This is a genomic window from Novosphingobium sp. AAP83, assembly GCF_001295795.1.
Classification (GTDB): Bacteria; Pseudomonadota; Alphaproteobacteria; order Sphingomonadales; family Sphingomonadaceae; genus Novosphingobium.
Map to the genome: position 1 here is coordinate 21,518 of NZ_LJHY01000067.1, position 12,476 is coordinate 33,993.

Below are 12,476 nucleotides of genomic sequence, written 5' to 3' on the forward strand. Positions count from 1 at the left end.
CGAAAATCAAAAGATAACCGGAGAGAACAACATGATCATCCGCAGCGGTCTGACCGTCGCCACTATCCTGGCCACCACAACCCTGCTCACTCAGGCGACATTTGCGCAGGGTGCGCCGAGTGTGCCGGCTGAGGCTGTGGCCGACACGCTAGAGCAGCAGTTCCGCGATCCACCGTCCGATGCCCGTCCGCGCGTGTGGTGGCACTGGATGAACGGCAACATCAGCAAGGATGGGATCGCCAAGGACCTTGCCTGGATGAAGCGGGTGGGCATCGGGGGCCTTCAGAACTTCGATGTCAATCTGGCTACGCCGCAGGTGGTGGACAAACGGATCGTCTATATGACGCCTGAATGGAAGGACGCCTTCCTTTTTGCCACAAGCGAAGCCGACCGGCTGGGCCTTGAACTGGCCATCGCCGCATCGCCTGGCTGGTCGCAAACCGGTGGGCCATGGGTAAAACCCGAAGACGGCATGAAAAAGCTGGTTTGGTCGGAATTGACCGTGGCCGGGGGGAAGCCGGTGCGCGGAGCCTTGCCAGCCCTGCCGCAAGTGACCGGCCCGTTTCAGACCGCACCGCTTATGGAGAACATGTCTGCCCATTCGGGCGGGGAGGGGCAAAGGCCAAGTGCATCGGGCGAAGTTGCCGTGATCGCCGTGCCGGTGGCCGAAGCAGCATTGCCGCTGCCGGTCTACACGCTGGCCGATGGCACCACGCTCGATGCCACGACCCTTGCCGATGCCTTTCTGCAAAGCATGGTAAAGGTACCGCTTGATCCCGCCCTTTCAGGCGCTGTCAGCGTGCGTTTCCCGCGTGAGGTTACGGTGCGGTCGTTGCGCCTGTTCTTGCCGGGGATCAAGCTGCCGTTCCGGGGCATCCCGATCAAGGTCGCGCTGGAAGTGCGCGAAGGTGCGAACTGGAGCAAGGTTACCGATATTCCGCTGGGCAGCGTGCCAACCACACGCGCCTTTCCGGCCACGACTGGTCAGGACTTCCGCCTCGTCATTGCGGGCAGCGGCGACAATGGCATTCTTGATCTGGTTAATGCCGCGCCCGGCGCGATTGCGGTCAACTTCTTCGATACCGGGCCACTCACCTCGGTCAGCCTCGCCGATTTCCAGCTCTTCGCCGATGCGCGGATGGACCGGGTGGAGGAGAAGGCGGGCTATGATACCGTGCTCGATTATCACACCATCGCCAGCACGGACGCAAGCGCTGCTGGTGTTGAACCAGCCCGCGTGATTGACCTGACCCATCGCGTCCGGCCCGATGGCACGCTCGATTGGACTGCGCCCATAGGCAGCAACTGGCGGATTATGCGCTTTGGCTGGTCTTTGACCGGTAAGACCAACCACCCCGCTCCGACCGAAGCCACCGGGCTTGAGGTCGACAAATACGATGCCGCCGCGGTGCGTCGCTACTTGGAAGCCTATCTTGGCATGTACCGCGATGCGGTTGGCCCGGACCTGATCGGCAAGCGCGGGGTGCAGGCGCTGCTTACGGACTCCATCGAAGTGGGCAACGCCAACTGGACACCTGCGATGGAGGCCGAATTTGCCAAGCGGCGCGGCTATGCCCTGCGGCCATGGCTGCCGGTGCTGGCAGGCGCGGTGATCGGATCGCCCGCGCAATCTGACCGCTTCCTGTTCGATTTCCGCACCACGCTGGCCGACCTTTTGGCAGACAAGCACTATGGCACGATCGCAACGGTTGCGCACGAACACGGCCTTAAAGTGTATGGCGAGGCGCTGGAGGACAAGCGTCCGATGCTGGGCGATGATCTGGCCATGCGCGCGCACGCCGATGTGCCGATGGCGGCGATGTGGACTTATGCTGACGAGAGCAAACTGCGCACCACCCTGCTGGGCGACATGCGCGGCGCAGCTTCGGTCGCCCACGTCTATGGCAAGCCGTATGTTGCGGCAGAATCGATGACCTCGGTTAACGCGCCGTGGGATTTTGCACCGTCGAACCTAAAGAAGGTGATCGATCTGGAATTTGTCAGCGGCATCAATCGCCCGGTTATCCACACCTCGGTCCACCAGCCGGTGGACGACAAGCGGCCTGGCCTCTCGCTCGCGATCTTCGGCCAGTATTTCAACCGGCATGAAGCCTGGGCCGAACTCGCCAAGCCTTGGGTCGATTATATCGCGCGCACATCGCTGATGTTGCAGCAGGGGCGCAACGTGGCCGACGTTGCATGGTTCATTGGCGAGGATTCGCCGGTCACCGCGCTTTATGCCGAGAAGATTCCGGCCAATCTGCCGACCACCCACGCGTGGGATTTCGTGAACGCCGCCATGCTGGCCGATGCCTTGCGCAACGATGGGTCCGAAGTCGTCTCCACTGGCGGTGCCCGCTATCGCGCGATCTACCTTGGCGGCACATCGCAAGCCATGACTCTGCCTACGCTGGAGCGGCTCGCCGCACTGGTGCGCGGCGGTGCCACGCTGATCGGCGAAAAGCCCCGCGCTACGCCGAGCAAGGCCGACGATGCCGCACGCTTTGCCGTGCTGGCAGATGCGCTGTGGTCAGGCGATGTCGGCAAAGGCCGTGTCTTCGCCACGCAGGCCATCGACTCTGGCCTGCAGGAGGCCGGAATCGCGCCCGATTTCACCATGTCCGGCGCGGCCAAGGGCGATGTGCTGTTTGTCCACCGCAAACTGGCCGATGGCGATACATGGTTCCTCAACAACCGCCGCAATGCGACTGTTGCAGGCGAAGCGCGCTTCCGTATCACCGGGTTGCAGCCTGAGCTGTGGCGCGCCGAAACGGGCAAGGCCGAGCCGCTGTCCTACCGCATCGAAGGCGGACAGACCGTAGTGCCGCTTTCGTTCCTGCCCGAAGACGCGGTCTTCGTCGTGTTCCGCAAACCGGCGGTGAAGCATGCGGTGACGCTGGCCAGCCCCGCGCCAGCCACGCTCGCCACGCTGGACAGTGCATGGACCGTGGCATTCCAGCCTGGCCGGGGTGCGCCTGCTTCCATCACGCTGCCCAAACTCGCCCCGCTGGAACAGCATGCCGATCCGGGCGTGCGGCACTTCTCGGGCATTGCCACCTACTCCACCACATTCACCCTGCCCAAGGCTGCAAAGCCGGGCGAGGCGCTGTTGCTCGATCTGGGCCAGGTGGGTGAGATTGCCGAGGTCACCATCAACGGCAAGCTGGCTGGCCACGCCTGGCACAAGCCTTATCGTATCGACATTTCCGAAGCGGCAAAGCGCGGGCGCAACATGCTAAAGGTGCGCGTGGCTAACCTATGGGTGAACCGCCTCATTGGTGATGCGCAACCGGATGCGCAGAAGATCACCTTCACCACTGTGCCCACCTATCGCCCCGATGCCCCCCTGCGGCCTTCGGGCCTTGCCGGACCTGTGGTGATCGAGGCCAGCCCTGCGCCATGATCCAGCTTGAGCAGCAGGCCGCCCATCGGCTACCACGCAGGGGATGACCGCACCCCCCTATCGCAACCGCATCGATCCGCGCGCCGCCGCCGTGTTTTGGCGGGTGTGCGAAACCGGGTCGATCAGTGCGGCAGCCCGGGCGCTGAACCTGTCGCAGCCTTCGGTGTCAAACACCGTGGCGCTGCTTGAACAGCGGCTTGGCGTCACGCTGTTCACCCGCTCGCGCAATGGCATCGTCCTCACGCGCGAAGGCGAGGCGTTGCGCGACCGGGCCGAGGCCATGGTCAACTTGCTGGAAAATGCTGCGATAGAGGTGGACCACGCCGCCCGCGCCATTGCCGGGCCGCTTAAGCTGGGCGGCACACCCGGCGCATTGGTCAGCCTGCTGCCCCGCGTCGTCACCCGGCTTGAGGCGCTGGTCGGCCCCTTTGCGCTTAGCGTGGTTGAGCGGCCCGATGCCGAACTGGCCGAACTTTTGCGCACCGGCGCGCTTGATCTGGCTGTCATGACCACTGAAATCGTCGAATGCCCGCCCGATCTGGTGGAAGTGACGCTGGCGCGCGATCCCTTCGCGCTCATTGTTGGCCAAGCCCATGATGCCCTGCCCGAACGCATTTCGTTGCGCGATGTCGCCGCTTTGCCCTGGATACTGCCCGCAGCACGCGGCGCATTCCGCCGACAGGTAGACGCACTGTTCCTTAATGCCGGTGTGCCTGTGCCGCAAAACGTGATCCGCTGCGATTCATTGCTGACCACCAAGGCCATTATTCGCGAAAGCGACCGGATTACCGTGCTTCCCCGCACCGTGCCCGCAACAGACCTAGACTTTGGCACACTGCGCGCGATCGCCATAGCAGAGGCGGTCTTCGCCCGCAGCATCGGCGTGCGCTATCTGGCTGATCGCAAGCTGCCGGTCATGGCCCGCGCCATGCTGGATATTCTGTCCGAAGCATAGTCTCGGGCTATACCTGCCCAGTAAATCGTTATTTTCGCTAAAGTGCCTAGCATTGTAGCCAGAGCCAAAGCGCAGACACAACAAAACATCGGGGAACAGGACATGTTTGATCGCCGCACACTTTTGGCCAGTGCCACGGCCTCCGGGATGATGCTGTCGCCCAGCGCTGCGCTTGCGGCAAAATCACGGCGTGCCCCCACCAGCCCAACTTTTCCTGCAGGCTTCCTGTGGGGTGCGGCCACCGCGCCGCATCAGATTGAAGGCAACAATACGGCATCGGACCTGTGGTTTGTGGAAAACCAGCAGCCTACAATCTTTGCCGAACCATCAGGCGATGCGGCAAACAGCTTGCTGCTGTGGGAACGTGATCTCGATCTGGCAAAGGGCATTGGCCTGAATACCTACCGCTTTGGCGTTGAATGGGCGCGGATCGAGCCGGAAAAGGGCCAGTTCAGCCGCGCGATGATCGATCATTACCGCCGGGTGATCGAAGGCTGCCGCGCGCGCGGGTTGGCCCCTGTTGTGACCTACAGCCACTTCACCGCACCGCGCTGGTTCAGCGCGCAAGGGGGCTGGACCAATCCTGAAAGCGCCATGCTGTTCGCGCGATATTGCACCCGCATCACCCAGGCGCTGGGCGATGCGATCCACGCGGTGATCACGCTGAATGAACCGAACATCCTTGCTATCCTTAAGCCGGTGCTGCCGCCAAAGGTCTGGGAGATCCAGAAGCTGGCCATCGAAACCGCAGCGCGCCGCCTTGGCGTGGAAAAGTTTGTCTGCGCCAATGTGGCCGGGATTGATGATCTGCCCGAACTGCAAAAAGGGCTGCTGGCCGCCCATACCGCCGGTCGCGCCGCGATCAAGGCGGTTCGCGCCGATCTGCTGGTCGGGGTGTCGCTGGCCATGCTTGATGATCAAGCTTTGGGCAGCAATTCCATTCGTGATCAGATGCGCGCCGAACTTTACGGGGCATGGCTTGAACTGGCCAAGGCAGACGATTTCATCGGCGTGCAGAACTATGAACGTGCGATCTGGGACGCCAAGGGCCGCGTTGCGCCGCCGCCGGGCAGCACACTGAACTGGTCAGGCAGCGAAGTCTGGCCGGGATCGCTGGCGGGCGCGGTCCGCTATGCCCATGCAGCCACGGGCCGTCCGGTGCTGGTTTCCGAACATGGCGTCGGCACTGAAGATGACCGCGTGCGCGCCGCCTTCATCCCGGCGGCGTTGGCCGGGTTGAAGCAGGCTATCGACGATGGCGTGCCGGTGCTGGGCTACTGCCACTGGTCGCTGATCGATAACTTCGAATGGATCTTTGGCTACAAGCCCAAATTCGGCCTCGCCAGCTTCGATCCCGTCACTTTTGTGCGCACGCCCAAGCCCAGCGCCGCCGTCTATGGCGCGATTGCAAAGGCCAATGCGCTTACAGGCTCTTGATAAAGTCCACGATGGCGTCGGTCAGGCGGCGATCGGCGCCGCCGATATGCATCGCTAGCGAATAGTGGTTTTGGCCCGGCACGATCATACCTGCGGGCATCGTGCCATGCACACGAAGACGGTCCTGCATCAGGCCCAGAAACTCCGCCTGAAAGCGCGGCGGATCAAACTGTGCACAGGCGACAAATAGCGGAATCGTTGTCTGCGCCATGGCCTCGCGCGGCATCCTTTGCGGGTATTGCGCGTCCGGACCGTAATATGGCTCGTCACGTGCATCCAGCGGGGTGTGGCCGTAAAGCCCTGACAGTAGCACCGCGCCTGCCAACGGCAGATCGGGTCGCAGCCGCAGCGCGGTCGCGATGTGCACGGCCCCCGCCGAAGTGCCCACCACCACGATCCGTGCCGTATCACCGTCATGGGCAGCTCCATTGGCGTGCAGCCATTCCACCGCCGCCACCACATCCTCGCCTCCTTCGGGCCAGCGCGCATCGGGCAGGAGCCGGTAGTTCATCGCGGCGCCGAGAAACCCGGCCTCTGCCATTGTCCGTGCTACATTGGCCCCGCCCGCCTTGTCGCCCATGCGGAAACCGCCGCCGTGGACGAACAGCACCACCGGCAGATCGCCTACAGGCGCGATGCGATAGAGGTCCAGTCGCTGCCGTTCGTGTGGGCCATACGGGCAATCGGGTGCCAGCACAGGCACTCGCGCGGCCAGTGCAGCATGGTCTGCCGCATAGAGTGCGCGACAGGCTTCGACCACGTGTGGGCCAAGCTCCAACCCCATTGCAGCGGTGGCTTGTTCGGTTGTCGTCTCCATTACCGCCTCATCCGTGCCCGTAAAGCCGTGTCAGCGCGCGGTGCGTTACGACAAAGCCAAGCAATCCGCCAAAGATCAGCTTGATGCCCAGCGCTGTCGTCCAACTGATATACTCGATCGGAAGAGAAAGGCACAACGCCGCCAGTAGACCAGCAATCGCCAATCCTGTCGCCAGCATCCGCGTAACCTGCCAGCCAATGGCACTGGTGGAAGGCACCGCTGCCGCACCGTCCTTGCGTAAGGCCTTGCGCACCAGAAGCGAGGGCACCAGCGCCGCCATCAGCGAGATGGCAGCCCCCTGCGGCAGGAAATCCAACGCGAAGCCATCGGGCGCGGCCAGCGTCAGCATGCGCTGGCGTGGCCCGAACACCAGTAGGAAGAATGCGGTGCTCAATACCACATTGATAACGGTGCTGACCAGCCGTTCCCGCTTCAGGATTGTGGCGAGATCCATCTGCAGCTCCAAGTTCAAAGCCCTCAGGCTTCGTCTACCACGGGGTTGGATAGCGTGCCAATCACACCGACGGACACTTCGCACACATCGCCGTCCTTCATGTAGAGCGGCGGGTTGCGCTTGTCGCCCACGCCGCCGGGCGTTCCAGTGACGATGACGTCGCCCGGTGCCAGCGGCGTAAAAGTGGAGCAGTATTCGATCACGAAGGCCACGTCCCAGATCATGTCCGAGATGGGCTGGTCCTGCACCAACTGGCCGTTCAGTCGGGTCTGCACGCGCTGGCTGCCAAGGTCAGCTACGGCATCGGGCGTGATCAGCGCCGGGCCGAAGGCGCCGGTGCCGGGGAAGGTCTTGCCCGGCGTGAACTGGATGTTATGGCGCTGCCAATCGCGCGCCGATCCATCGTTAAACACCGAATAGCCGGCGATGTGTTCATGCGCCTTGGCGCGCGGGATGCGGCGGCCACCCTTGCCGATCACCACGGCCAGCTCGCCCTCGTAATCGAAGCGGGTGGATTCCTTAGGGCGCACCAGCGGTTCGCCGTGGGCGATCAGGCTGTCGGCGTAACGGGTGAAGATCGCAGGAAATTCCTTCTGCTCGCGCCCGGTTTCGGCCACATGGGTGGCATAGTTCAGGCCGACGCACAGGATCTTGCCGGGATTGGGCACCACCGGCAAAAGCCGCACGCCGTTGCGAGCAAAAGTGCCGGTGCTTGTCAGCGCGGCCAAGTCTTCGTCAAGCACGTCGCGTAGCCAGGCATCGGCACCCGGTGCGCCAAGATCGTGCACGGTCTCGCCATCGATGCGCCCGAAGCTGGACGTGCCATCGGGGCGTCGGAAGCTGATGTACTGCGTCATTCTTGTGTCTCCCCGGGGCCCGGCCGCTTCCGAACTGCCGCCCGCGCCGATCAGGAGCGCTGCGGCAGAACTGGCAACGAAGGCCCGTCGATCAAATTGCAAGCTCTTGCGCTTCCCAGTCACGGCGGCAGCGGAAGCGTTCTTCTGCCACGCGAAGCCCGGCAAAGTCTTTGTCCGAAACGCCCCACTGGTCAATCCGCTGTTCGGGCCATGTCCAGTCGTCCGGCTCACCGGTGCGGTAATCTGCCAGGACTTTCTCGACCGCGGTCGAATATTCGATCACCGGGCCGAAAGGTGCGATGTAATAGGCATAGACGTTGTCGCCCGGCCCGTGCCGACCCGGCCCCCATGCAGGCGCAAAGCCATTGTCGCGCATCCAGCCGATGCCGCGCATCACTGCGTCCAGGTCGTCCATTTCGAAGGCCACGTGGTTCAGGCTGGCAAACCCTGCGCGGGCAAAGGCGGTGGAGTGGTGGCTGTCGTTGCAGCGTACGAAGACCATGCCCTTGGTGCGGTCCGAAACACGAAAGTCCAGCACATCTTCCACCGCATGGCCCAGCAGTTCGGCGTCGGCAGAATTGAACACCACATGCGTCAGCTTGACCGGCGCCACGCGCTTGCTGGCCTTCGCAAAGCCCTCGATGGGTGCCACTTGGGACGCACCTGCCAGAAAACGCAGGATCGTGCCTTCGGGCAGTTCCACAAGCAGCCCCGCGCCATCGCCCGGATCTGCCGAGGTCACCGTGCAGGCGGGCCAGCCTTTGTCTGCTACTCTGCGCGCAATTGCGGCAAGTTCCGCATCGGAACAGGTGAAGGTGGTGGACCTTACGAATTCCTCGTCAGACTGCTCGAACGCCACCAGATAGGGCATGGTGCCGGTGCCGCGCAGATAATGCGTGTGTCCGCGCACCTCTGCCGGGAACAGGCCCCACACATCCACCATCCACGCTGCTGCACCCGCCGGATCGGGCAGGGCCAGTTCGATGCTGCGCAACTTCACTTTGCTGTCTCCAGATTGAACCCGGCGGCGCGAATGCCGGCAAGAGCGCACTCTTCATCACAATCGCCGGTATCGCCGCTCACGCCCACCGCGCCGATCACCGCGCCCCCGTCCCGGATCAGCACGCCGCCGGGGGAGAACGCGATATTGCCGCCGACAACCGCCGTCACGCTCTGGAAAAAGGCCGGATTGCCTTTTGCCCGTTCGGCGATCACGCGCGTGTCATCACCCATGCCGATGGCGCCCAATGCCTTGGCGCGAGCGATATCATGGCGAAACATCGTGGCCCCGTCTTCCCGGGCAAAGTTTACCGGATGTCCGCCAGCATCCAGCACGATCACGGCTAGCGGCTTTGCGTTGCGCGCGCGTGCTTCGGCCAGTGCGGCAGTGATGATTGTCTGCGCAGCGTTCAAGGAAATGCTCATGCTGCCAGCTCCTGCCGCAGTCCCAGCATCCGGTCGCGCGCAGCCAACAGGTCTGCCGCCCTCCCGGTTCCGAAAACATAGTGATCGGGCCGCACAAGCACCGCCTGCGCACCATGCGCCTCCAGCCATGCAGTTAGCGCACCGCCATCAGGCAGGTCATCGGCTACGATACCGCCATCTGCTCCTGCACTGCGCACGAACAGCCGCCAGCCTTGGCCGGTCAGGTCGTCCAGCTTGCGCCCATCGTCCAGTGCGGGCTGGATAAAGCGGGTTCCGGCAGCAGGGGTGCCCGGCAGGATGAAGCCGGTCGCAATCGCCGGAATCAGGTCCGCCGCCGTCTCACCCGCTTTGTGCGCCGCCTGGGCGCGGATCGCAGCATCGCGCGCCGCGGCCTTGGCCGGATCAAGTTCGCAGATATAGCGCCCCGCCGCAACCGCCGCACCGATTACCCCGCGCACGTGCGGATCGCGTTCGGGCTGATAGGTATATAGGATCGCTTCATTTGCGCCGGTATTGACGATCGCAGCCATTTTCCACGCCAGATTGGCCACATCGCGCAGGCCATGGCACATGCCTTGGCCAAAGAACGGCGGTGTCTGGTGCGCGGCATCGCCCGCCAGAAACACCCGGCCCACCTGCCACTGCTCGGCCACCAGCCCGTGAAAGCGATAGGTCGCCGCGCGCACGATCTTGTGCGGCACTTGCCTCATCCACGCGCCGACCAGCGCGGCGACATTCTCCTCGCGCATCATTTCGGCATCGTCTTCGTGCGGCAGCAGCATGAACTCCCAACGCCGGTGATTGCGTCTGCCGGGCACTACCGTGGCAGGGCGGGCGGGATCGCACATCATTACCGACAGACGCTGCAGGTCCGCGCCTTCGGGCACGCCGGTGATTGGCGGGAAGGTGACCGGGCCTTCGACTTCGGCATCGACTACGAGCCACGGCTCTTCGAAATCCAGATCGTCGAGCTCCACCCCCAGCACCTTGCGCACCGGGCTGCGTGAACCGTCGGCTGCGATCACCCAGCGCGCATTCAGGTGCTGCTCTGTGCGCTCTGGGTGCAGCTTGGTTTCGTTCAGGAAATAGCGCACGCTGACATGGCTATCATGCTGTTCCAGATCGACGAACTCGGCTCCGGTCAGCAGCTTTATGGCGCCGTTTGCAGAAAAGCTCGCGCGCAGGTGCGCTTCGAATTCGGGCTGGTAGAAAAAGTAATCGTTACCCCACCCGAACGGTTTGGGCTTGCCCACAGTGCCCATGTAGCGGATCACGCCATGGTCTGCACCGACATGGAGATGCCCGTCGGTGGCGATCATGTCAGGCAGCACCCGGTCGATCACGCCCGCGCTCTGGAACAGGCGCATCATCTCGTGATCGAGGTGTACGGCGCGCGGCAGCGGGTAGTGATCGGCCTCCTTCTCCAGCACCACCACCGAAAGGCCAAGCCGCCCCAGAAGGTTGGCCGCCATCGCCCCGACCGGACCGCAACCGATGATCGCAACGTCGATCATGCAGAAGGTACCTTGTGCAGAGCGCCGCCCTTCATAATCATCGCAATGCGCGCCTTGTCTTGAAGAATACTCACGTCCTGCGTCGGATCGCCATCAATAAGCAGGAGATCGGCCAGCCAGCCCTGCTTCACGCGGCCGACATCAAGCCCCATAAGTTCCCCGCCCAGAGCGGTGGCTGCGTGGAGCGCTTCGGTGGGCGAGTAACCAAAGTGATCAACGAAGATCTGCAGATCGCGGGCGTTGCGACCTATCGGATTGAACGGAAAGCCATAATCCCCGCCGATCAGGATACGCATGCCGCGTGCCTTGAGCGCGGGGACGAGCTTTGCCTCAAGCTCCATCCGCTCTGCTGCGCTGGTCTTCATGTGGCTCATGTCGATGTGCGGGGGCGGCGTGGCTTCGAGCGCGGCGATGGAGACGCCGGGCGAAGGGGCATAGAACGTGGCGTCCTTGGCCGCGATCATCGCATCGGCGGCGGCCTCATCAGCATAGGACGCGTGGTAGATGATGCGCGCGCCTGCCTTCAGAGCAAGCTCGATGGCCTTGGGATAATAGGCATGCGTGGCAATCCACAAGCCTGCCTCGCGCGCGGCTTGCCCTGCCGCTTCCATTTCCTCGTCGGTATAGAGCACTTCTTTGGCACTGCCCGGCTTCAGCGCATCTTCGCCCGAGACGACGAGCTTGATCGAGCCAATGCCCTGATCCTTGCAATAGCTCACGAACTTGCGGATCGCCTCTGGCCCGCGTCCGTTGAATACATCGCCCGTTTCAACGCCCTCTGCGCCTTCGGGGCTGCGTTCGAGCGTGGAGGGGATCAGGCGCGGCCCCGGTGTTTCTCCGGCTTCGATGGCGCGGGCCAATTCCACTTCGATGCCATCACCTAGCGCGCCTGCGGAATAGGCACTGGTGAAGCCGTGATCGAGCAGCACGCGGGCATTGCGCCATGCGGCTACTTTCAGTTCGTCTGCCGGGAGGATGAACTGGTGATAGATCTTTTCGACCGAAGATCCCCACGTGAGATGGGAATGCGCCTCAACCATGCCGGGCATCAGCGTGCGGCCATTGCCTTCTAACACTGTCATACCACTGGCAGCAGGCGGGGCCGAGGCAGAAGGCATGATTGCGACGATGCGCTCCCCCTCGACCAACACGGCATGTTCGCTATCGAGCAGTTGCTCACCATCAAAGATCTTGATGTTGCGTATCAGCGTTTTCATTTTCACTCCGGCTGCAAGTGGGTGCAGTACAATCTCGAAACTACGGGGCTGGCCTGCCTCGTGGGACCCTGCCAACACATCAAAAGCTTGCGTCGAACGCAAGACACACCACGCGGGCGGTAAGGCTGCCGACCGGCAATGCCCGGATGCCGCCATTGGTGGCGCCGGCGAATGAATTGGCAAGGTAGGCGGCTGGTTTATGCCGCTTGGTCAAGTTGCGGACCAAAATCGGATTAACCCAGCGCCCCCTCTCCTCAATCTCCGCCCATACCGACGGCGCCACTTTGGGGCCATCGGCATGGAGCGGAGAACAGGCCAGTATCATGACACTGGCCAAGACGAGATGAAGGGGCGAATGGTCAAGACCGGCCTCAGAAGTTGAAGCCGACCGAGGCGC

Annotated in this window: 11 protein-coding genes; 3 read left to right on the forward strand and 8 right to left on the reverse strand. The window is 63.1% G+C overall.

The genetic code is table 11. The features are described 5' to 3' along the window. Positions 1–31: 31 nt before the first annotated feature. The 3 genes from IP81_RS18640 (at position 32) to IP81_RS18650 (ending at position 5,795) form a co-directional block, all read left to right on the forward strand. Positions 32–3,403: a glycosyl hydrolase gene (locus IP81_RS18640; protein WP_054109506.1), complete on the forward strand. Its 3,372-nt coding sequence runs from the start codon at positions 32–34 to the stop codon at positions 3,401–3,403. A gap of 43 nt (positions 3,404–3,446) precedes the next feature. Continuing rightward, positions 3,447–4,358, forward strand: a complete 912-nt coding sequence (locus tag IP81_RS18645) for a LysR family transcriptional regulator (protein WP_054109507.1) — start codon at positions 3,447–3,449, stop codon at positions 4,356–4,358. A gap of 150 nt (positions 4,359–4,508) precedes the next feature. Further along, complete coding sequence (locus IP81_RS18650; RefSeq protein WP_369800786.1) at positions 4,509–5,795, forward strand: family 1 glycosylhydrolase; 1,287 nt, start codon at positions 4,509–4,511, stop codon at positions 5,793–5,795. Here IP81_RS18650 and IP81_RS18655 read toward each other — a convergent pair. From IP81_RS18655 to IP81_RS18690, 8 genes are all read right to left on the reverse strand, one after another. Further along, positions 5,782–6,612 (reverse strand): alpha/beta hydrolase, encoded by an 831-nt coding sequence (locus IP81_RS18655; RefSeq protein WP_054109509.1) that lies wholly within the window; start codon positions 6,610–6,612, stop codon positions 5,782–5,784. The genes IP81_RS18650 and IP81_RS18655 overlap by 14 nt on opposite strands. A gap of 7 nt (positions 6,613–6,619) precedes the next feature. Next, positions 6,620–7,066 carry a hypothetical protein gene (locus IP81_RS18660; RefSeq protein ID WP_054109510.1) on the reverse strand — a complete coding sequence of 149 codons (447 nt, stop codon included), beginning with the start codon at positions 7,064–7,066 and terminating at the stop codon, positions 6,620–6,622. 23 nt (positions 7,067–7,089) lie between these two features. Continuing rightward, on the reverse strand, positions 7,090–7,923 hold the full coding sequence (locus IP81_RS18665; protein ID WP_054109511.1) for a fumarylacetoacetate hydrolase family protein: 834 nt from the start codon (positions 7,921–7,923) through the stop codon (positions 7,090–7,092). A gap of 91 nt (positions 7,924–8,014) precedes the next feature. Next, positions 8,015–8,923 carry a VOC family protein gene (locus tag IP81_RS18670; RefSeq protein ID WP_054109512.1) on the reverse strand — a complete coding sequence of 303 codons (909 nt, stop codon included), beginning with the start codon at positions 8,921–8,923 and terminating at the stop codon, positions 8,015–8,017. Then, positions 8,920–9,348 (reverse strand): heme-binding protein, encoded by a 429-nt coding sequence (locus tag IP81_RS18675; RefSeq protein ID WP_054109513.1) that lies wholly within the window; start codon positions 9,346–9,348, stop codon positions 8,920–8,922. Before IP81_RS18675 ends, IP81_RS18670 begins: the two co-directional genes overlap by 4 nt. Further along, on the reverse strand, positions 9,345–10,862 hold the full coding sequence (locus IP81_RS18680) for a bifunctional 3-(3-hydroxy-phenyl)propionate/3-hydroxycinnamic acid hydroxylase (protein ID WP_054109514.1): 1,518 nt from the start codon (positions 10,860–10,862) through the stop codon (positions 9,345–9,347). Before IP81_RS18680 ends, IP81_RS18675 begins: the two co-directional genes overlap by 4 nt. Then, a complete protein-coding gene (locus tag IP81_RS18685; RefSeq protein WP_054109515.1) occupies positions 10,859–12,079 on the reverse strand; it encodes an amidohydrolase family protein in 1,221 nt (406 codons plus the stop codon). Before IP81_RS18685 ends, IP81_RS18680 begins: the two co-directional genes overlap by 4 nt. Positions 12,080–12,158: 79 nt before the next feature. Then, positions 12,159–12,476: hypothetical protein (locus IP81_RS18690; RefSeq protein ID WP_231627129.1), on the reverse strand; the 318-nt coding region annotated here is incomplete at its 5' end.

Excerpts from the sequence above, each read along its gene's own strand:
- IP81_RS18645 (WP_054109507.1), top strand. The coding sequence starts at position 3,447 with ATGACCGCACCCCCCTATCGCAACCGCATCGATCCGCGCGCCGCCGCC.
- IP81_RS18665 (WP_054109511.1), bottom strand. The coding sequence starts at position 7,923 with ATGACGCAGTACATCAGCTTCCGACGCCCCGATGGCACGTCCAGCTTC.
- IP81_RS18655 (WP_054109509.1), bottom strand. The coding sequence starts at position 6,612 with ATGGAGACGACAACCGAACAAGCCACCGCTGCAATGGGGTTGGAGCTT.
- IP81_RS18685 (WP_054109515.1), bottom strand. The coding sequence starts at position 12,079 with ATGAAAACGCTGATACGCAACATCAAGATCTTTGATGGTGAGCAACTG.
- IP81_RS18650 (WP_369800786.1), top strand. The coding sequence starts at position 4,509 with ATGCTGTCGCCCAGCGCTGCGCTTGCGGCAAAATCACGGCGTGCCCCC.
- IP81_RS18680 (WP_054109514.1), bottom strand. The coding sequence starts at position 10,862 with ATGATCGACGTTGCGATCATCGGTTGCGGTCCGGTCGGGGCGATGGCG.
- IP81_RS18675 (WP_054109513.1), bottom strand. The coding sequence starts at position 9,348 with ATGAGCATTTCCTTGAACGCTGCGCAGACAATCATCACTGCCGCACTG.
- IP81_RS18640 (WP_054109506.1), top strand. The coding sequence starts at position 32 with ATGATCATCCGCAGCGGTCTGACCGTCGCCACTATCCTGGCCACCACA.
- IP81_RS18660 (WP_054109510.1), bottom strand. The coding sequence starts at position 7,066 with ATGGATCTCGCCACAATCCTGAAGCGGGAACGGCTGGTCAGCACCGTT.